The sequence below is a fragment of the Mesorhizobium shangrilense genome (genome assembly GCF_040537815.1).
GTDB classification, from domain to species: Bacteria; Pseudomonadota; Alphaproteobacteria; order Rhizobiales; family Rhizobiaceae; genus Mesorhizobium; species Mesorhizobium shangrilense.
The window spans coordinates 2,914,538-2,933,952 of record NZ_JBEWSZ010000001.1; the positions used below are offsets into that span (position 1 = coordinate 2,914,538).

17 protein-coding genes are annotated in these 19,415 nt (G+C 63.3%); 12 read left to right on the top strand and 5 right to left on the bottom strand.

The annotated features are described in order from the left end of the window. Positions 1 to 2: 2 nt before the first annotated feature. From ABVQ20_RS14510 to ABVQ20_RS14540, 7 genes are read left to right on the top strand one after another with little or no spacing between them, the layout of a single operon-like run. A complete protein-coding gene (locus ABVQ20_RS14510) occupies positions 3 to 989 on the top strand; it encodes an ABC transporter permease (RefSeq protein ID WP_354460202.1) in 987 nt (328 codons plus the stop codon). 24 nt (positions 990 to 1,013) lie between these two features. After that, a complete protein-coding gene (locus tag ABVQ20_RS14515) occupies positions 1,014 to 1,994 on the top strand; it encodes a sugar-binding transcriptional regulator (RefSeq protein WP_354460204.1) in 981 nt (326 codons plus the stop codon). Next, complete coding sequence (locus ABVQ20_RS14520) at positions 1,991 to 2,986, top strand: aldo/keto reductase (protein WP_354460205.1); 996 nt, start codon at positions 1,991 to 1,993, stop codon at positions 2,984 to 2,986. The genes ABVQ20_RS14515 and ABVQ20_RS14520 overlap by 4 nt, the downstream gene beginning before the upstream one ends. Before the next feature lie 18 nt (positions 2,987 to 3,004). Continuing rightward, positions 3,005 to 4,708 (top strand): glycerol-3-phosphate dehydrogenase/oxidase, encoded by a 1,704-nt coding sequence (locus ABVQ20_RS14525; protein ID WP_354460206.1) that lies wholly within the window; start codon positions 3,005 to 3,007, stop codon positions 4,706 to 4,708. Further along, on the top strand, positions 4,699 to 5,541 hold the full coding sequence (locus ABVQ20_RS14530; RefSeq protein ID WP_435528346.1) for a class I fructose-bisphosphate aldolase: 843 nt from the start codon (positions 4,699 to 4,701) through the stop codon (positions 5,539 to 5,541). The genes ABVQ20_RS14525 and ABVQ20_RS14530 overlap by 10 nt, the downstream gene beginning before the upstream one ends. Positions 5,542 to 5,562: 21 nt before the next feature. Next, positions 5,563 to 7,077, top strand: coding sequence for an FGGY-family carbohydrate kinase (locus ABVQ20_RS14535; RefSeq protein WP_354460207.1), 1,515 nt, complete (start codon positions 5,563 to 5,565; stop codon positions 7,075 to 7,077). Continuing rightward, on the top strand, positions 7,074 to 8,693 hold the full coding sequence (locus tag ABVQ20_RS14540) for a GMC family oxidoreductase (protein WP_354460208.1): 1,620 nt from the start codon (positions 7,074 to 7,076) through the stop codon (positions 8,691 to 8,693). The genes ABVQ20_RS14535 and ABVQ20_RS14540 overlap by 4 nt, the downstream gene beginning before the upstream one ends. Positions 8,694 to 8,897: 204 nt before the next feature. On the opposite strand, the gene ABVQ20_RS14545 is transcribed toward ABVQ20_RS14540, so the two are convergent. Together ABVQ20_RS14545 and phnF are read right to left on the bottom strand one after the other, a co-directional pair. Continuing rightward, entirely contained in the window at positions 8,898 to 9,587 is a 690-nt protein-coding gene (locus ABVQ20_RS14545; RefSeq protein ID WP_354460209.1) for an oligogalacturonate-specific porin KdgM family protein, read from the bottom strand. Between the two features lie 337 nt (positions 9,588 to 9,924). Then, positions 9,925 to 10,689 (bottom strand): phosphonate metabolism transcriptional regulator PhnF, encoded by a 765-nt coding sequence (gene phnF, locus ABVQ20_RS14550; RefSeq protein WP_354460210.1) that lies wholly within the window; start codon positions 10,687 to 10,689, stop codon positions 9,925 to 9,927. 315 nt (positions 10,690 to 11,004) lie between these two features. On the opposite strand from phnF, the gene ABVQ20_RS14555 reads away from it, so the two are divergent. From ABVQ20_RS14555 to ABVQ20_RS14575, 5 genes are all read left to right on the top strand, one after another. Then, on the top strand, positions 11,005 to 11,817 hold the full coding sequence (locus ABVQ20_RS14555) for a PfkB family carbohydrate kinase (protein WP_354460211.1): 813 nt from the start codon (positions 11,005 to 11,007) through the stop codon (positions 11,815 to 11,817). Positions 11,818 to 11,867: 50 nt separating this feature from the next. Next, positions 11,868 to 12,110, top strand: a complete 243-nt coding sequence (locus tag ABVQ20_RS14560) for a hypothetical protein (protein WP_354460212.1) — start codon at positions 11,868 to 11,870, stop codon at positions 12,108 to 12,110. Next, the gene (locus tag ABVQ20_RS14565) at positions 12,101 to 13,267 is read left to right on the top strand and encodes an alpha-D-ribose 1-methylphosphonate 5-triphosphate diphosphatase (protein WP_354460213.1); all 1,167 of its coding nucleotides are present in this window, start codon (positions 12,101 to 12,103) and stop codon (positions 13,265 to 13,267) included. The genes ABVQ20_RS14560 and ABVQ20_RS14565 overlap by 10 nt, the downstream gene beginning before the upstream one ends. 196 nt (positions 13,268 to 13,463) lie before the next feature. Beyond that, positions 13,464 to 14,519, top strand: coding sequence for a Dyp-type peroxidase (locus ABVQ20_RS14570; protein ID WP_354460214.1), 1,056 nt, complete (start codon positions 13,464 to 13,466; stop codon positions 14,517 to 14,519). Beyond that, complete coding sequence (locus tag ABVQ20_RS14575; RefSeq protein ID WP_354460215.1) at positions 14,512 to 15,318, top strand: family 1 encapsulin nanocompartment shell protein; 807 nt, start codon at positions 14,512 to 14,514, stop codon at positions 15,316 to 15,318. The genes ABVQ20_RS14570 and ABVQ20_RS14575 overlap by 8 nt, the downstream gene beginning before the upstream one ends. A 12-nt stretch (positions 15,319 to 15,330) precedes the next feature. On the opposite strand, the gene ABVQ20_RS14580 is transcribed toward ABVQ20_RS14575, so the two are convergent. The 3 genes from ABVQ20_RS14580 to ABVQ20_RS14590 form a co-directional block, all read right to left on the bottom strand. Then, positions 15,331 to 16,026 carry an SDR family NAD(P)-dependent oxidoreductase gene (locus ABVQ20_RS14580; protein ID WP_354460216.1) on the bottom strand — a complete coding sequence of 232 codons (696 nt, stop codon included), beginning with the start codon at positions 16,024 to 16,026 and terminating at the stop codon, positions 15,331 to 15,333. Positions 16,027 to 16,164: 138 nt separating this feature from the next. Continuing rightward, positions 16,165 to 17,613: a DHA2 family efflux MFS transporter permease subunit gene (locus ABVQ20_RS14585; RefSeq protein ID WP_354460217.1), complete on the bottom strand. Its 1,449-nt coding sequence runs from the start codon at positions 17,611 to 17,613 to the stop codon at positions 16,165 to 16,167. Positions 17,614 to 17,886: 273 nt separating this feature from the next. Then, complete coding sequence (locus ABVQ20_RS14590) at positions 17,887 to 19,326, bottom strand: NAD(P)-dependent oxidoreductase (protein ID WP_435528347.1); 1,440 nt, start codon at positions 19,324 to 19,326, stop codon at positions 17,887 to 17,889. Positions 19,327 to 19,415 lie beyond the last annotated feature (89 nt).

The window sequence follows — 19,415 nt, forward strand, 5'->3', positions numbered from 1 at the left end:
TCATGCATGCCGAGATCAAGGCAACCGGCATCGCGCGGCGCGGCAACTTCGCCCGCATGGCCTCGATGCGCGAGGCCGGTCTGATCGTGATCATCCTGGCGCTGTGCATCGCCATGAGCTTTGCCTCGCCACACTTCCTGACATGGGGCAATTTCCGCGCCATGCTGATGAGCTTCTCCATCGAGGGCATCGTCGTCGTCGGCATGACCATCCTGCTCATCGTCGGCGGCATCGATCTGTCGGTCGGCTCGGTCGTGTGCTTCTCCATGGTGGTCTCTGGCGCGCTGTTCCTAGCCGGGCTCGACCCGTGGACCGCCAGCCTGATCGGCATCGGCGTCAGCGCGCTGATCGGCGCGGCCATGGGGTTCTTCGTCACCGTGGTCGGCCTCAACCACTTCATCACCTCGCTGGCGGCGATGGTCATCGTGCGCGGCATGTGCCTGATCGTCACCAAGGGCACACCACTGTCGCTGTTCACGCTGCCGCCGTCGTTCAAGGCCCTCGGCCAAGGCAGCTTCAACGGCCTGCCCTATGTCATCATCATCTTCGTCGCGGTCGTGGCGATCTTCGACTTCCTGCTGCGCCGCGCCACCGCCTTCCGCAAGGTGTTCTACACCGGCTCCAACGAGAAGGCGGCGCAGTTCTCGGGCATCAAGACCAAACAGGTGAAGTTCTGGGTGACGGTGCTCTGTTCCACCCTCGCCGGCCTGGCGGGCGTCATCTACATGGCCCGCTTCGGCGCTGCGACGCCGACCTTCGGCGCCGGCATGGAGCTCAACATCATTGCCGCGGCGGTGATCGGCGGCGCCTCGCTCAATGGCGGTTCGGGCACGATCTTCGGCGCCATCCTCGGCATGGCGCTGCTCTCGGTGGTGACCAGCTCTCTGATCCTGCTCGACGTGTCGGTCTATTGGCAGGACATGATCAAGGGCTGCATCCTGCTGGCGGCGGTGTCGATCGATCACTTCCTGCACCGCAAGAAGTCCTGAGCCCAAAGGCGACGAGACAAGATCATGGCCCCTCCCAACACCCGCGACGACATCTCCACGGTACGCCAGATGCACCAGGCGCTGGTGCTGCACTATGTCGAAGGCAAAACCCAGGCTGAAATCGCCCGGGAGCTCGGCATCTCGCATGCCACCGTCAACCGGCTGATCAAGCGCGGCCACCAGCTCGGCCTGGTCGAGATCAAGATCAAGTCGCCGATCGACCATCTGGTCGATATCGAGGCGCGGCTGGTGGCGCTGGGCGGCATAGAACGCGCGGTGGTCGTGCCCACGGTGTCTGACAATCCGCAGACGGCACTGCAGCGCGTCGGCGAAGCGGCAGCGCGCCTGCTGCTCGACACCATCAAGGATGGCGACACCATCTCGATCACCGGCGGCAAGGGTGTCAGCGCGCTGGTCGCTGGGCTGAAGCCCGGCCGCCGCTACGACGTCGAAGTCATTCCCGCCACCGGCCTCGTCCAGGGCAAGCACTATACCGACGTCAATCACGTCGCCTCCCTGATGGCCGACAAGCTCGGCGGGCGCGCCTATCAGGTTCATGCGCCGCTGTTTGCCGACAGTCCGGAGCAGCGCGAAATGCTGATGGGCGTGCGCTCGGTCGCCGATGTGTTCCGCAAGGCGCGCGAGGCGGATGTGGCCGTGGTCGGCGTCGGTTCGATCCTGAGCGATGATTCCAGCTACTACGACCTGCACCCGTCATCGAGCGCCGACCGGCAGGCCATCGAACAGTCAGGTGCGGCCGGCGAGTTGCTTGCTCACCTCATCGACCGCGACGGCAAGCTCTGCGGCTATGCGCTCAACCGTTCGCTGGTGTCGCTGACCCTCGACGAATTCGCCACCATCCCGCGCTCGATCGGCATTGCAAGCGGCGCCAGCAAGGCCGCGCCCATTCTCAGCGCCATGCGCGGCAACCATCTCGACACCATCGTCACCGACGAGGCGACCAGCCTCCAGATTCTCGACCTTGCCCAACAGGAGGCAGCATGAGCTCCCAACAGATTATCCGCCAGATCGGCAAGTCCTGCGTCCACGCCTCGGCCGTCGGCCTGGGCACCTGGGCAATCGGCGGCTGGATGTGGGGCGGCACCGATGAACAGGCATCGATCGGCGCCATCGAAGCTTCCGTCGATGCAGGCATCAGCCTGATCGACACGGCCCCGGCCTATGGCCTCGGCCGCAGCGAGGAGATCGTCGGCAAGGCCATCAAGGGCAAGCGCGACAAAGTGGTGATCGCCACCAAATGCGGACTCAACTGGCACTCCGGCAAGGGCAACCATTTCTTCGACCAGGACGGCAAGCCGGTGCATCGTTATCTCGGCGCCGAAGGCATCGCCCACGAGCTCGAGCAAAGCCTGCGCCGGCTCGGCACCGACCATATCGACCTCTACATCACCCATTGGCAGGACCCGACGACGCCGATCGCCGAGACCATGGCGGTGCTCGAAAAGCTCAAGGCCGCCGGCAAGATCCGCGCCATCGGCGCCTCGAATGTCAGCACCCAAGACCTCCAGGACTATGTCGCCGCCGGCCAGATCGACGCGATCCAGGAACGTTATTCGATGATCGACCGGGAGATCGAAGGCAGCCTGCTGCCGATCGCTCGCCGCAACGACATCGCAACGCTCAGCTACTCATCGCTGGCGCTCGGCCTGCTCAGCGGCGCGATCGATCCGGCGCGGGAGTTTACCGGCGACGACCAGCGCAAGGACAATCCTCGCTTCTCCACCGCCAGCCGGCAAAAGGTAGCGCGGCTGAAACAAGCCATCGCGCCGATCGCGGCGCAGCACCAGGCATCGATGGCCCAGATCGTCATTGCCTGGACGCTGGCCCAGCCTGGCATCACCTTCGCCCTGTGCGGCGCGCGTAATGCCGAGCAGGCCATCGACAATGCGCGCGCGGGGGAGATAGCGCTCAGCGCCAGCGAACTTGCCGCCATCGACGCGGCGATTGCCGCGCATCTCACCGCGTTGGATGCCTGAGCGAAAAAGGCAGGCCACATGAACCGCAACGACACACTCGCCGCTCTGCGCGAGCGGCCCGATATTGCCGTGCTCGTCATTGGCGGCGGCATCAACGGCATCAGCGTTTTTCGCGAGCTGGCGCTGCAGGGCGTCGACGTGGTGCTGGCGGAAAAAAGTGACTATTGCAGTGGCGCGAGTGCTGCCCTGTCGCGCATGGTGCATGGCGGGCTGCGCTATCTCGAAAACGGCGAGTTCAAGCTGGTGCGCGAGTCCCTGGCCGAGCGTGACCGGTTGTTGAGGAACGCTCCGCACTATGTCGCGCCGCTGCCGACGACGGTGCCGATCTTCGACACATTTTCGGGCATCGCCAATGGGGCGGTGCGCTTTCTCGGCCTGACGCGACGGCCGAGCCGGCGGGGTGCTTTGGTTATAAAGGCCGGGCTGACGCTCTACGACCTGTTCACATCGGCGCGGCGATTGATGCCGACACATCGTTTCAGGGGCCGAGCGGAAACGCTGGGGACATGGCCGGCCATCAACCCGGCGATCCGCAGCTCCGCCACCTATTATGACGCCTGGGTAAGCCGGCCGGAGCGTCTCGGCCTGGAAATGCTGTTCGACGCCATGGCTGCCGGCCCATCCGCGCGTGCTCTGAATTATGCTGCGGTGACTTCCGCGGACGCCGGGCTGGTGCTGACCGACAGTCTGACCGGCGAGGCACTGCCGATCCGCCCGACGCTGATCATCAATGCCACCGGCGGCTGGATCGACCTGACCAACAAAGCCATAGGTGCGTCCGCGCCAAGGATGATGGGCGGCACCAAGGGTTCGCATCTGATCGTCGACAATGCGAAGCTCTACGGCGCGCTGGGCGGCCACATGGTCTACTACGAGAATGAGGACGGGCGCATCTGCATCCTGTTTCCCTATCTCGGCAAGGTGCTGATCGGCTCGACCGATATTCGCGTCGATAACCCCGACGAGGTGCGCTGCGAGGATGACGAGCGCCGCTACATCCTGCAGTCGCTCGCCTTCGTGTTTCCCTCAATCAAGATCGGCGAAGACCAGATCGTGTTCAGCTTCTCCGGCGTCCGCCCCCTGCCCGCCACCGACGACAGTTTTACCGGCCGCATCCCGCGCGATCACTTCTGTGAGTTCGTCGAAGCCAATGGCCATCTGCCGGCGACCCTTTGCATGATCGGCGGCAAGTGGACCACCTTCCGCTCTTTCGGGGCGATGGCGGCTGACATGGCACTAGCGCGGCTCGGACTGGCGCGCAGCAGAGGCACCGAGGACCTTGCTATAGGCGGCGGTCGCGACTTTCCCGACGATCCCGAAACATGGTGCGCGGCGTTGGCGGAGCGACACGGCTTGAGCATCGAACGAGCCTGTTCCTTGTTCGAACGTTACGGCACTTCCGCCGATCAGTTCGCCGAGCCGTCGTCGATGCTTTCGCGGTCGGATTACGCGGCGGGCGAGATTCGCCTGATCATCGAGCGCGAGCAGGTGGAGTGTCTCGCCGATCTTTTCCTGCGCCGCACCACCATTGCCATTACCGGTGGTCTGAGCCTCCCTGTCATCGACGCCGTGCTGGCCATTCTGGCTGCTCACAAAGGCTGGGACTCCACCAGAGCCGCAGCCGAGCGCGACGCCTTTCTTGCCCTGCTGGCACGCCGGTATGGCATCGACCTTTCCGATCTCTCCAGGACAAACGACAAAAGGAGCGCCCTATGCGCGTGAACACCAAAGTCCGCATGAACCGGCTGTTCGGCGGCGGCCGCTGTCTTGATGTCGCCATCGACCATGGCGTGTGCAACGAACCGAGCTTCCTCAACGGGCTCGAGGACATGGCAGGGGTCGTTGGCCAACTGGTCAAGGCCGGACCCGATGCCATCCAGATGAACTACGGACAGGCAGACCTGCTGCAGGCTGTGCAGGGCAAGGACAAGCCGGCGCTGGTCATGCGCATCGACATGGGCAACCCCTACAACAAGGTCCGCCATCGCGCGATGTGGGCGGTATTGCAGAACGAGGCGGAGCCGCTGGTGGGCGCCATCGAAATGGATGCGGCTTGCGTCGTGGTCAATTTGTTCATGCTGCCGGATGAGCCGGACCTGTTTCGGCAGTGTGTGCAGAACATCGCGCGGGTTCGCGCCGAGTGCGACAAATACGGTATGCCGCTGATGATCGAGCCGCTGGCCATGCTGCCGGTCTCCGAACATGGCGGCTACATGGTCGACGGCGACGCCGAGAAGATCGTCACCCTGACGCGGCTCGCCCGCGAAATGGGCGCCGACATCGTCAAGGCCGATCCGACCAGCGACCCCAATGACTTCCACCGCGTCGTCGAGGCGGCGCGCTGCCCGGTGCTGGTGCGCGGCGGCGGCAAGGAGGATCTGCACGCGGTGTTCGACAAGTCGGCGGCGCTGATGGCGCAGGGCGCCATGGGCATGGTCTATGGCCGCAATATCTACCAGCATGCCAATCCGAGCGCCGTGGTGCGCGGGCTGATGGCGATCATCCATGACGACGCGGATGGCGCCAAGGCCTGGGACCTGTACAAGCAGGCATAGGCCGGGCATCGGGAGGAGCCAATGGATAAGTACATTCTTGGCCTCGATGCCGGCAACACCGTCATCAAGGCCATCATCTTCGACATGTCCGGGCGCGAACTGGCATTGGCCGCCCGCGACGGGCGCTCCTCCATGCCCAGGCCCGGGCATGTCGAGCGCGATCTCACGGAACTCTGGCGCAACGCCGTCGCCGTCATCGGGGAATGCATCGAACAGGCCGGCATCGACGCTGGCGACATCACAGCCATCGGCTGCGCCGGACATGGCAACGGACTCTATGCGCTGGATCGCGATGGCGCGCCGCTGATCGGGATCCAGTCGCTCGACACACGCGCTGTCGGCATCGTTGCCGAATGGGCCGAGCAAAATGTCGGCGACCGCACCTATGTGCATTGCCTGCAAAAGCCATGGGCGGCGCAGACGCCGACCCTGCTCGCCTGGCTCAAGCGCTTCGCGCCGCAGCTGTTCGCCAGGATCGGCACAGTTTTTCTGTGCAAGGATTTCGTCGTCAACCGGCTGACCGGCGCGCGCTCCACCGACACGTCGGACATGTCGGGTTGCGGCCTGCTCCAGATGCCGGGCCGGCACTACAATCAGGACCTGCTCGCCGCCTATGGTCTCGGCGACTGCATGGACCTGCTGCCACCCGTGCTGGAGTCGGCAAAGATCGCCGGTCACATCAATGCCGAGGTCGCGGCCCTGACCGGCCTGCGTGCCGGCACGCCGGTCGTGGCCGGGCTGTTCGACGTGGTTGCCAGCGCTGTCGGATCGGGCGTCACGCGTACGGGCGCCGCCTCGATCATTGCCGGCACCTGGAGCATCAACCAGGTCATCACCGAAGAGCCGATCCGCGATCCCTCGATCTTCATGCTCTCGACCTTCGATCCCACGCGCTACCTGGCGATCGAATCCAGCGCCACATCGGCAGCCAATCTCGAATGGATCGTGCGCGAATTCCTCGAACATACGCACGATACGGACAAGTCGCCGTTCGAACTGTGCAGCGAGCTCGTCGCGTCGGTCGATCCCGCCGGCGACATCCCGATCTACCACCCGTTCCTCTATGGCTCGCAGCAGAACGGCCGCGCGCGCGCCGGCTTCTACGGCATGGCCGGCTGGCATACGCGGGCGCACATGCTGCGCGCGCTGTTCGAGGGCGTGGCCTTCGAGCACAAGCGGCATGTCGAGACGTTGCATAAGGCGGGGGCCACATTCGACGAAGCGGTGCTGTCGGGCGGCGGTTCGCGGAGCCACATCTGGCCGCAGATCTTCGCCGATGTGCTGGGCGTTCCCGTCACCGTGGCGCGCAGCGGCGAGACCGGCGCGCTTGGCGCGGCGATTGCCGCCGGCACCGGGGTCGGTGTCTTCACCGATTTCAGCGCGGGATCAGCCGCCATGACGCAAGCCGCCCTGCACTATACGCCCAACGGCGCGATTGCCCCGGCCTATGCACGGCGCTATCGCTTGTACCGGGAGATCAACCAGGCGATGGCCCCGATCTGGCAGCGCATCGCCGCCGAGCAGGCGCTCACGTGACCAAAACTCCATCCTCTTCGTCAGGCGCATATGATTACGTCATTGTCGGCGCGGGTTCGGCCGGCTGCGTGCTGGCCAACCGGCTCTCCGCCGATCCGCACAACCGGGTGCTGCTGCTCGAGGCCGGCGGCAGCGACCGCTATCATTGGGTCAACATCCCGATCGGCTATCTCTACTGCATGGGCAACCCGCGCACCGACTGGCTGATGAAGACCGAGCCGGAGGCCGGGCTAAACGGGCGCAGCCTCAACTATCCGCGGGGCAAGGTGCTGGGCGGCTGTTCGTCGATCAACGGCATGATCTACATGCGCGGCCAGGCGGCCGACTATGATGGCTGGCGCCAGGCCGGCAATGTCGGCTGGGCCTGGGACGATGTCCTGCCCTATTTCCTCAAGTCGGAGGATTATCACGGGGGCGGCAGCGCCATGCACGGCTCTGGCGGCGAATGGCGGATCGAAAAGCAGCGCCTGTCATGGCCGATCCTCGACGCTTTCCGCGACGCCGCCGAGGAACTCGGCATTCCCTGCACCGACGATTTCAACACCGGCACCAATGAGGGCTCCGGCTATTTCGAGGTCAACCAGCGGAAGGGCGTGCGCTGGAACACCTCCAAGGCCTTCCTGCGCGGCATTGCCGATCGCCAGAATCTGCACGTGGTCACCGGTGCCGAGACGGAACGGCTGGAGTTCGAAGGCCGTCGCGTCACCGGACTGGTCTATCGCCAGGGTGACGGCCTGCACCATGTCCGTGCACGGCAGACGATCCTCGCGGCCGGTGCGATCAATTCGCCGAAGCTGCTCGAGCTTTCCGGTATCGGCCAACCCGAGCTGCTTTCGCGCCTCGGCATCGAGGTGCGCCATGCCCTGCCCGGCGTTGGTGAAAACCTGCAGGACCATTTGCAGATCCGCACGGTCTTCAAGGTGACGGGTACCGCGACCCTCAACCAGCGTTACCACAATCTGTTCAGCCGCGCGGCGATGGGCCTCGAATACGCTCTCAAGCGGTCCGGCCCGCTGTCGATGGCGCCGAGCCAGCTTGGCATCTTTGCCAAAAGCGACCCGCGCCTCGAAACACCCGACCTCGAATACCATGTGCAGCCGCTGAGCACTGACCGGCTTGGCGAGCCGTTGCATCGCTTTCCCGCAGTGACGGTGTCGGTGTGCAATCTTCGCCCGGAAAGCCGCGGCACCGTGCACATGGGCTCGGCCAGTCCGCGCGAGCCAACGAAGATCCAGCCGAACTATCTCTCCACGGAGGGAGACCGCGGTGTTGCCATCGCTTCGCTACGCCATGTCCGACGTCTGATGAAGGCACGGGCCGTGGCACGCTTTGCGCCGGAGGAGATGCTGCCCGGCACGCAATATGACAGCGACGAAGACCTCATCCGCAAGGCTGGCGACATCGGCACGACGATCTTCCACCCGGTCGGCACCTGCAAGATGGGGTCGGACCCGATGGCGGTGGTCGACGACCGCCTGCGCGTCCACGGCCTCGGCGGACTGCGTGTGGTCGATGCCTCAATCATGCCGACCATCGTGTCGGGCAACACCAATTCGCCGGTGATCATGATCGCGGAGAAAGCGGCGGAGATGATCCTTCGGGATACCCGGCAGTGACGCCGGCCACGAACAAAGCTACCGAGCGGACACGTGTCCTCCGAATCGCTCCGCTCTTGGTCGGCGTTTTGGTGAACTGACCGCAACGACGCATCCCGGCAAGCTGTCTTGACTATGGCCACGGATTTCGGGGTGCACGCGCGTATTCGAGCGCGGGCACCCCGTGACGCTAATCCAGTTCCTCTGGAGCTATAACGCTCGTGATCAGAACGAGTGCTTGTATCCGAGCGCGATGTTGATCTTGTCGGCCGCCAGGTCGTTGTAGGGCGACGACGTCGTATCGATCTTCTTCCACGAATATCCGACGTTCAGATACACCGCGTTGGTGGAGTCGATGTTGTAGGTGACGCCAGTGGCCACCTTCGGCGTTTCCCACTTGGTGCTGAAGCCATTGCGGTAACGCAGGTTGAACACGTTCCAGGTCCACTGCTTGGTCAGCTTCCAATCGCCCGCGAGATAGAGGGCATAGTAGGGAATCTGACCATTGGCATCACCGTCCTTGGGAATGCCCGTGTCGTGCCAGGTGTAGCCAACGGCCACGCTGGGCGTCAGGGTGAAGACATCGTTCAGCTTGATTTTGTAGCCGACGCTGGCCTCGCCATAGTACTGGGTTTTTCCACCGGTCTTGAAGGTAGGCTGAATGAACACACCTCCGACAAAGTTATTGTCGAAACTGTGCGAAACGCTGAGCTTGAAGTAGGTGTCGGCGAGCGACCGAGCGGTATTGCTGCCATTGTTGATGGCGTAGAACTCGGGGCTGCCCTCGATGCCGATGGTCCAGGTCGGCGCGGCCGGTGCTGGCGGCGGCGCTGCTTCAACCAGGTCGGCTGCAAAGCTGGGCGTCGCCATGAGCAGGCAGATGCCAAGCGGAAGGGTAATCTTTGGAGAAAGCATTGTAGTCCCTCAATGTGAGATGTGGCCGAGACGTGGCTGGGATGTGGCGACGGAATTTTAGCTAGGCGCGATACATAACAGTTATGTGACGACGTGCCGTTGGTGCCGCAGCTTTGTCGAAGCGGATATCGGCGGACATCTCGGTGCTGCAGTTTGGCCACACCTGCAGGCCGGCGCTGGGCATCGCCATTGGTAGTGGACGGTCCGACCCGGTCGAAAGATAGGGCAGATGCGGTTGGGGAAGCCACCCAAAATGGTGCTGCTTCGCGCTTTTGCGCAAAAGCCGAGCATCAATAGCAAATCAAATATGAAAGTGCGGCGAATATCTCACCGCTGTTCACTCTTTGGCGTTCGCGGCCTCTGCCAGCACACTGAGAAGCTGGCTCGTATTGTCGATCGAGAACTGCACGCGTTCGCTGGGCCAGATCGATTCGGAATAGGAGATCGGCGTGCCCTTCATATCCACATCGACCTTCTTCAGCAGCACGATCGGTTGCGTCTCGGACTGCCGCAGATGTCGCGCCTCTTCCCTGGTCGGCAGGCGCACGATGATATCGGTGCGCAGGCGGATATAGTCCGTGACGCCATATTCGGCGAGGATGACGCTGACGCTGCTCCCGTTGCGCCTTGCCTTGTCGAAGCCCGGGAAGCGGCGCACGGGAAAATAGGCGTTGGAAAGGCCGATGGGGTCTTCGTCGGCAAAACCAAGGCGCACGATGTGATAGACTGGCTCGTTCGGTGGCAGCCTGAGCGCCTCGCTGACCCGGCGCGGTGCGGGGATCGCCTCCTCCTTGATCGCTTGACCCAGTGGTTCGCGCCCCTGCTCCAGAAGGTTTTGCGAAAAGCGCGTGCGTTCCGACAGGCGGTAGTCGAGCCGGGCATCCCGCGCGAACGTGCCCTTCCCCTGCTCGACCTGGACAAGACCGCGATTCTGTAGCTGCTGCATCGCCCGCCGGATGCTGTGGCGACCAACCCCGAAACGGGCCATCAGTTCCGTCTCTTTCGGCAGCCTGTTGTCGTCGGCAAAACGGCCGGCGGCAATATCGGCGGCGAGTTCCTCCTCGACCTGCTGCCACTGGCCGTGCGGTAACTTGTTTTGCATTTTCATCCTCGCGAATGGCCGTACGGCTTGCCGCCACCTCACCACCATATCATTCGAATGAATCATAGTTGGCGCAACAAGGGCTGGCAACATTCGCCCGCACCGTCACATGAGCGATATCCGCTGCCCCTACGATAGCCAAAGGCGAGGTTGACCTCCCTTCCTACACATGCCTGTCATCAAGCTGTGCTGATAGCCACAGGCCTGCTGTCCGCTGTGCCGGTCCTGATGCTGCTCCTGATCGCTCAACGCGTTACCGTCGATGCGCTCGCGCCAGGCCTGGGCGAAAAGTAGAGGGCCGAAAAGCAGAGGACCATGAGCACAGTCATCGTTGTCGGCCATGTCAATTACGACCAGGTCTGGTCGCTGTCATCGCCGCTCGCTTCGGGCGCGCGCATCACTTATTCCGACCGCACCGTCAGGCTCGGCGGTGGCGGCTTCCACACCGGCACTCAACTGGCAAGGCTCGGCAATGACGTCCGGCTGGTCAGCAACCTGAGGGACGACGATCACGGCCGGGCAGCGCTCGCCACCTTGCAGGCGAGCGGCATCGACGTGCGCCACGTCACCATGCATTCCGGCGAGACCCTGTTCACCGAAATCCTGATCGAGCCGAATGGCGAGCGCACCATCCTGAACACCGCCGGCCAGTTGCGGCCGCCCTTCGCCGTACCCGATCCAATCTCCGGCGACGCCGCCTATCTCAACGCGCTCGTGCTCGATGACGGCATCGTCGCCTCGCTCGAGACGATCCCACTGGTGATCTCGCAGTTTCCACTGCGCAGCGCCTCACCGCGCCCGGCCGACATCGTCATCGGATCGCGCGCCGATTTTCCAGAGGAAGACACGCATCGGATCTGGGAGAGAGCGGCGGCGATCGCCGGCCCGCGCTTGAGGACGCTGGTGCTGACCGACGGAACGCGCCCGATCTCGCTCTATGACGGCAAGGTGCTGAACCATGTCACGCCGCTGAAGCAGGTTTCAGTGCAGGATACGATCGGTGCCGGCGACTGCTTTACGGGGATATTCCTGCATGGGTTGCTGCGAGGGCTCAGCCTCAAGATTTCCGCCGAACAGGCGAGCCAGCAAACCGCCGAATGGCTCAGCAGCCGGTCACTTGCCGGCTGAGGCAAGCGCTCTGGGAAGGCCGGCCTTCATGAAAATGTCATAAAAATCAAATGGCAATCGACATTCGAGTGAATTACAAAACATCCGAATGTATCGGAACAGCCATGATCGAGGCGGCGGCAGACCGACGCACCGTCGCCGTGATCAGTGTCTTTCACCATCCGGAAAATGCCACCGATCTTGTCGACCAGGAAATCCACCCTGAAACCGCCTATCCCGAGCATGATCCCAAAAGTGGAACCCGGTTTTCGGAATCAAGCTCGAACAAAAACAGAGAAATCGCATGTGGCTGAGTGAATTCGAAATTGTCCTGCGTGACCGCGTCATCCCCAGCGGCGCCGTCAGGATCGAAGAGGGCCGGATAGCTGAGGTCCGCGACGAGCCTGTCGAGAATGCCGATATCCAGGGTGGCGGCCGCCTGTTGCTGCCCGGCTTCATCGACATGCATGGCGACATGGTGGAGAAGGAAGTGGAGCCGCGCACCGGCGTCCATGTGCCGATGAAGACCGGCATTGCCGAACTCGATAAAAAGCTCGCCTCGTGCGGGGTGACTACGGCCTATGCCGCGCTCTCCTTCATCGGCGCCAGCGTCACCAGCGGCGTGCTTCGCTCGGAAGAGCACACATCGGCGATCGTCGAGACCATAGCCGAACTGAAAGACGATCTGTTGGTCGATCATCGCATCCATGCCCGCTTCGAGGTGACCTTCACCCCGGCAATCGCCATGCTGCAAAGGCTGATGGACGCCGGCAGACTGCACCTGATCTCGCTGATGGACCACACGCCCGGACAGGGGCAGTACCGCGACGTCGAGCTCTACATCGCCCGCATCGCCAGGGAGCGCGGCATGTCCGTTGCCGACGCATCCGAGGTCGTCGGACGCCGCATGGCCGGGCGGGAAGGCCAGGGCGATGTGCTCAACGCGCTGCAGGACCTGTCGGCCCGCGCCCGCGCTAGCGGCATCGTGCTTGCCTCGCATGACGACGATACGCCGGAAAAGGTGGAGCTCGTCCATGGCCTGGGCGCCATGCTCAGCGAATTCCCGGTGACCCTGGAAGCGGCGCAGGAAGCCCATAGGCTCGGCATGCATACCGTCATGGGCGCTCCCAATGCGCTGCGCGGCAATTCCTATTCCGGCAATCTCTCCGCCCGGCAAGCCTATGGCGCGGGATTGCTCGACATGCTGGCCAGCGACTATCACCCGGCCTCGATCCTGCCGGCTATTCTCGGCCTGGCGGAGTTGCGGGACGGTGGCCTCGTGGCGGCGGCCGCACTGACCAGTGCCAATCCGGCCTCAGCACTCGGGCTCACCGATCGCGGCGCCATCGAGCCAGGGCTCCTGGCCGATCTCGTCGTGGCCGATCGCCGGCCGGTGGCGCGCGTCCGAGCCACGTTCCGGACAGGACGGATGATCTACAGCGACGGCACTCTGACCGCGCGCAGGCACTGAACGAAGCCTGCCCGACGCGATAACCGGGACCGGCATCCTTGATGCTGTCCGCGCGAGCGGCCGATGGTGGTGAATTGATAGGTGCTGACGAACATTCTATCGGTGGGGTGCTCGACGGCAGGGAACCCCAGCCCTACAAATTGATCCAGCATGCTGCATGCGGTGCTGGTGTCGCACGCCAAACGACGGATCGAATATGGTTTCAAGCTTGCCGCCTCCCGTCTCCCAATCGGTCGCCGCCAGGCTTACGCGGTCGGCGATATTCCTGGTCGTGACCATCAATCCCGGATCGGCGGCCGAGGAAACGGTGCGCGGCATGTGCGGCGATCTCTCCAGCCTGCTGCGCGGCGTGGGATTCCGCAACCTCAACGGCCAGCTGTCCTGCATCATGGGATTCGGCTCCGACGCGTGGGACAGGTTGTTTGGAGCGCCGAGACCGAGGGACCTGCATCCATTCCGTGAGATACGAGGCGTGCATCACGCCGTCTCGACACCCGGCGACATCCTGTTTCACATCCGCGCGGCGAGCATGGACCTGTGCTTCGAACTGGCGACACACATCATGTCTCGGCTCGCCGGCGCGATCACGACCGTGGACGAAGTGCACGGCTTCAAGTTTTTCGACGACCGCGACCTGCTCGGTTTTGTCGATGGTACCGAAAACCCGGTCGGTCAGGCCGCCCAAGCGGCCACCCTTGTCGGCAATGAAGACTCCACCTTTGCCGGCGGCAGCTACGTGATCGTGCAAAAATACCTGCACGACGTGGAACGATGGAACCAGGTGGCGGTCGAGGAACAGGAAAACATCATCGGCCGGCACAAGCTGTCCGATATCGAACAGCCCGATTCCGTGAAGAAGCCCTATGCGCACAATGTGCTGACGTCGATCGATGAGAACGGCGAGCAGCTTCAGATCGTGCGCGACAACATGCCGTTCGGTCAGGTGGGCAAAGGAGAGTTCGGCACCTATTTCATCGGCTATGCCCGTTCCCCGCACCGCATCGAGAAGATGCTGGAGAACATGTTCATCGGCAACCCGCCGGGCACCTACGACCATCTCCTGGATTTCAGCCGTGCGGTGACGGGGACGCTGTTCTTCGTGCCGACGGTGGATTTCCTGGACGACGTTACCGCCGAGGCGGCTGTCCACACTGGCGCCAATGAGCCGCAAGCCCCCGACGCGCTCCGGCCGGACGCCAACGATGGTTCACTCGGTATCGGATCCCTGAAGAAAGAGGCACGACATGAATAATCTCCATCGGCACCTCGCGCCCATCTCCGAACAGGCATGGGAGCAGATCGAAGAGGAAGCGTCCCGGACGCTCAAGCGCCATCTGGCGGCGCGGCGCGCCGTGGATGTCGTCGGCCCGAAGGGCGTCGACTTCTCGGCTGTCGGAACAGGTCATCTCAAGCAGATTCCCTCGCCGGGCGAAGGGGTTCAGTCCGTGCAGCGCGAAGTGAAGGCGCTGGTCGAATTGCGTGTCCCTTTCGAACTCGCCCGCCAGGCGATTGACGACGTCGAACGCGGCGCAACCGACTCAGACTGGTCGCCCGTGAAGGAAGCGGCGCGCAAGATCGCCTTCGCCGAGGATCGCTCCGTGTTCGACGGATATGCCGCGGCCGGCATCCAGGGTATTCGTCAGGGCACCAGCAATGCCATTGTCACCCTTCCCGCCAATGTGATGGGCTATCCGGAAGCTGTCGGACAGGCGGTCAGCCAATTGCGACTGGCCGGGGTCAATGGCCCCTATGCGCTTGTGCTGGGTGCGGCCGCGTATACCGCCGCGAGCGGCGGCAGTGACGAGGGCTACCCGGTCCTCAATCATCTCGAACGCTTGGTCGACGGAGGGATCATCTGGGCACCGGCCATAGAGGACGGGTTCGTGCTCACCACGCGTGGTGGCGATTTCGAGCTGGATATCGGGCAGGATATCTCGATCGGCTACCTCAGCCATTCGAGCACGGCCGTCGAACTGTACCTCCAGGAAACCTTCACTTTCCGGCTGCTGACCGCCGAGGCTGCCGTCGTGCTCGCACCGGTGAAGAAGTAGACCTATCCAAAGTCAGAAATTCTCGACCCAAGGCCTGAGTTCGAGTTCCCAAGTCCAGGCGCTGCGATGCTGCCGATGGATCGCGAGATAGGTTTCGGCGATCGCGTCCGGAGACAGCCGCCGATCCGGTTGGCCGGTCTCATCGGCCTGTCCGGACCCTTTTGGCGCGATGCCGCCGTCGATGATGAAATGCGCGACATGGATGTTCTTCGGGGCGAGTTCGCGGGCCATGGATTGCACCAATCCGCGCAGGCCGAACTTCGGCATCGCAAATCCGGCCGAACCGGACATCCCCTTGACGCTCGCCGTGGCGCCGGTGAACAGGATCGATCCGGAGCCACGGGCAAGCAGCCGGCGTGCGGCCTGTTGCCCGACCAGGAACCCACCGTAGGCGCCCACCAGCAATGCCTGCCTGACGGCTTCGGGATCAAGTTCGGCAATCGGCCCGCGCACGCGTCCACTGGCGTTGAACACCGCGAGCGACAGCGGTCCGGCCTTGTCGGCGACGGCGAACAGATTTTCGACCGAAGCGGCATCGGCAACGTCGGTTTCTACTGCCAGTGCGCCAGTCTCCTCCACCAGCGGAGTGAGCTTCCCGATATTGCGGGCAGCCAAGACCACGCGAAAGCCCTCCCGGCTGAGAAGACGCGCGAGCGAGGCGCTCAATCCTGAGCCGGCTCCAGCGATCACTGCTATTTCGGTTGCCATGCGGTTCCTCCTGCAATGTATTCCGCGATGCCGGTTGCCACATGATCCCAGCGCTTTGTCGAAGCGTGACGGATCAACTCGCCAACATCGCAGCGTTCGCGTCCGACAACCAGCGCGAATGTAATGGCATCAGGCGGTTCATTTGCGAAGGCCGCCTCTCCTGTGACCGCTGACCTGCACGCCGTCCTCGGCACGCAGATACAGGAATCCCGGAATCGAAATCAGCGGGATGACTGCGGTCAGCAGGAACACTTGATGAAAGCGCTCTGGCGTCATGACATGGGTTTCTCCCGCGACCAGCCCGAGCAGCATGGCGGCGATCGAAACGCCCAGCGAAACGCTGAGCTGCTGCAGCACACCGCCGAGGCTGGTGGCGCGGCTGAGCTTGTCCGCAGGCAGGTCGGCATAGGACAAGGTGTTGGAGGTCATGAACTGCGCCGAACGGACGATCCCGAACAGGAAGACGTAAGAACCAATCATCCAATGTGGCGTATCGGCCCGCATCAAGACGAAACCCGCCACTGTTGCCGAACCGACAAGCGCGCTGCCAATCAACACGACCTTGAAGCCGAAGCGCCGCAACAGCGACGACAGCAGCGGCCGCATGAGCAAGGCGCCGAAGCTGCCGACGAATGTCAGCGAGCCGGACGTGACCGGGCTCATGCCAAAGCCGACCTGCAGCATTAGCGGCAGCAGGAAAGGCACGCCGTTGAGGCCGACGCGGCACAGGCCGCCTGCCAGCGTGCCGACCCAGAACGAACGAAATCGAAACAGCGTCAGGTCGACGGCCGGCGCCACCACGCGCCGCGCATAGCGCCCGAAGGCCACCAGCAACAGCACCGCGGCCGCAAGCACCAGCACCGTCGCTGAAATCGGAATGATCGGCCGGCCGATGCTTTCCAGGCCGAATTGCAGAAGCGTCACGCCGCATCCCACCATCAGGAACCCGGCGAAGTCGAAGCGTTGCACCGCTTCCTCATGAAAATCGTCGACGAAGCGCAGCGCGGCCAGGATGCCGATCAGGCCGAATGGCACGTTGACGTAGAATATCCATCGCCACGACGCATAGGTAGTCAGCAGCCCGCCGAGCAGTGGCCCGATCACAGGCCCTATGATGGCCGGCAAGGTCATGTAGGTCATGGCGGTGATCAGCCCGCTGCGTGGAAAGCTGCGCAGCAGGATCAACCGGCCAACCGGCGTCATCATGGCGCCGCCCAGCCCCTGCAGCGCGCGCATTGCCAGCAGCATGCCGAAACTGTTGGCCATGCCGCACAGCGCCGAGCCCAGGGTGAAGGTGAGCAGCGCCAGCGCGAACACCCTTCGTGCGCCGAACCTGTCGGCGAACCAGCCGCTGACCGGAATGAACACGGCCAGCGTCAGGATGTAGGTGGTGATCGCCAGATTGAGCCTGACTGGCGTCGTGTCGAGGCTGCGTGCGATGGCCGGGATCGCGGTGGTGATGATGGTGGAATCGAGTTGTTCCATCAGGAAGGCAATGGCGACGATTATCGGAATAATCAGTCTCAGCCTCGGGTCGCGCTCGGTGGCGAATTGAGGCTGTTCCAATGCTCTGGCCAATTCCGTCATGCAGGTGGCTTGTGCTCTGGCCTGTTCGATCCCGATGGAAGCGGGATGCGGCTCAATATGTTTGTTTGAGTATGAATCTACTCCAAAGCAGCAATCATCTCATCCGACCGACCAACCATGACACGATCGCACGGCGTGTCTTATGGTCCGACAAAAGGCGGAGCGGTAGTCAATTCTGTCTGGGTGGAGGTCAACAAAGTTTGACTGCCGGCTGCCTGCCAGCAAGTGCGAACCCAGCCGGGGTCATCAAACCCGCATGAGGACCGAACGGTGTTATTGATAGGGGCCGGTGAGGTTGGATTTTTCGGCGACAAGGCAAAAGCGATTGATCAATCGGACAAGCTCCGCGCCTTGTTCGGCGACGATGTCTCGGCGCTGCTCCGGGTCCGCGCTTGCCATGGCCTTCCAAAACCGAGCTTGCAGGTCACAGAGGTCGCCCAGTTCAGAGCACTCTTGCACGCTCAGCTTCAACAGATTCCCCGCCGTTACCGGCCCGACGCCGGAGGGTGTGGTTGCTCCCAGGGAAACATATTCCGGCGGCACGGTGCCTTTTGCGTTCGTCACCGATCTGCGGCGGATGACGTCGAAGATCTGGTCGACTGCCTGTTTGGCCCCAGCCACCCGCGAAGGATGATCCGTATCGGCCGCGGCGTGCGGCAGAAGCTCAAGCTTGCCGCCATGTTTCTCGACTAGGGCGAGATAAGGCAACATCGGGCCTGAAAGGCTGCCGGTCGAAGCGTCCCGGAACAGGTCGGCATCGATTGCCGCATGGCGCACCCGCCCGGCATCAAGAGCATCGCCAAGAGCCGCGACGTCGACAAGTTCGCCGCGATCATAATTGACCAGCACCGCACCCTTGTTCAGGCGCGACAACACCTCCGCGCCGACGAGCCCTGCATTGGCATAGCCCCCGGTTTGCGCGTCCTGCTTGCCAAGCCCGACATGGACGCTCAGCACATCGGCGCCTTGAGCCGCGTCAGCGGGACTTGGCGCGTAGACAAACCCTTCGGCCTCGATCCACTCCCGGTGCCTTGGCCTCGCATGAACGACCACATGCATGCCGAAGGCGCGGGCAAGCTTGGCGACCTCGCGGCCGATATTGCCGTAGCCGATGATCGCGATCGTCTTGCCTTCGAGCTTCTCGGTCGGGAAGTCGCGCAAGTCCCTACCCGTATCGAACATGCTGCCCGCGACCCGATCATGAAGTGTGTCGACGTCGATATCGGGCAGCACTTTCAGGATCGCCTTCATCACCATCTGGGCCGTGGCGCGGCTGTTGATGCCCGGTGTGTTCATCAGCACCGCCGTGCCGCCTTCGCCGCTGCCGCCACCCCAGGAGCGCGACCCCATATTGCCGGTGCCGGCGCCGATCCGCACGCCGGCAAGCGGAAAGACGGTCTCGGCCGGCAGGAAGGTCGCCGCCGCGATGACTGCGTCGTAGCGGCCGTCGCCGGCGGCTTCGATCAACTCTTCCCGCGTGCTGAGATCCGGCTGGTAGAAGAAATGAACGAGGCCGTGTTCGAGGCTGGCCTTGTCGCCAAGTGCGCCCGCATGAAAGCGACCGCCCCGGGTTTCAATGTGGGCCTGCACCTCGCTGGCATCGGGCTTTCCGTCAGGCCCAAAGCGCAGGCCGACCAGGTCGCAGATGAGCACGGCATAGGCGCGCTGCTGTTCAGTTGACTCGGTGTTCTGTGCATTGGTGTTAGCGGTCACGTCGTTTCCCCATCAACGGAAGGCCTGCTGCGGCAGCAGCGCGTCCTGATAATCAGAACCTACCCGTTCGGAAAGGTGTCAGATCGACC

Coding starts and splice junctions, on each gene's coding strand:
- ABVQ20_RS14510 (WP_354460202.1), top strand. CDS start 3: ATGCATGCCGAGATCAAGGCAACCGGCATCGCGCGGCGCGGCAACTTC.
- ABVQ20_RS14535 (WP_354460207.1), top strand. CDS start 5,563: ATGGATAAGTACATTCTTGGCCTCGATGCCGGCAACACCGTCATCAAG.
- ABVQ20_RS14515 (WP_354460204.1), top strand. CDS start 1,014: ATGGCCCCTCCCAACACCCGCGACGACATCTCCACGGTACGCCAGATG.
- ABVQ20_RS14560 (WP_354460212.1), top strand. CDS start 11,868: ATGGCAATCGACATTCGAGTGAATTACAAAACATCCGAATGTATCGGA.
- ABVQ20_RS14520 (WP_354460205.1), top strand. CDS start 1,991: ATGAGCTCCCAACAGATTATCCGCCAGATCGGCAAGTCCTGCGTCCAC.
- ABVQ20_RS14585 (WP_354460217.1), bottom strand. CDS start 17,613: ATGACGGAATTGGCCAGAGCATTGGAACAGCCTCAATTCGCCACCGAG.
- ABVQ20_RS14570 (WP_354460214.1), top strand. CDS start 13,464: ATGGTTTCAAGCTTGCCGCCTCCCGTCTCCCAATCGGTCGCCGCCAGG.
- ABVQ20_RS14565 (WP_354460213.1), top strand. CDS start 12,101: ATGTGGCTGAGTGAATTCGAAATTGTCCTGCGTGACCGCGTCATCCCC.
- phnF (WP_354460210.1), bottom strand. CDS start 10,689: ATGCAAAACAAGTTACCGCACGGCCAGTGGCAGCAGGTCGAGGAGGAA.
- ABVQ20_RS14530 (WP_435528346.1), top strand. CDS start 4,699: ATGCGCGTGAACACCAAAGTCCGCATGAACCGGCTGTTCGGCGGCGGC.
- ABVQ20_RS14580 (WP_354460216.1), bottom strand. CDS start 16,026: ATGGCAACCGAAATAGCAGTGATCGCTGGAGCCGGCTCAGGATTGAGC.
- ABVQ20_RS14525 (WP_354460206.1), top strand. CDS start 3,005: ATGAACCGCAACGACACACTCGCCGCTCTGCGCGAGCGGCCCGATATT.
- ABVQ20_RS14555 (WP_354460211.1), top strand. CDS start 11,005: ATGAGCACAGTCATCGTTGTCGGCCATGTCAATTACGACCAGGTCTGG.
- ABVQ20_RS14575 (WP_354460215.1), top strand. CDS start 14,512: ATGAATAATCTCCATCGGCACCTCGCGCCCATCTCCGAACAGGCATGG.
- ABVQ20_RS14545 (WP_354460209.1), bottom strand. CDS start 9,587: ATGCTTTCTCCAAAGATTACCCTTCCGCTTGGCATCTGCCTGCTCATG.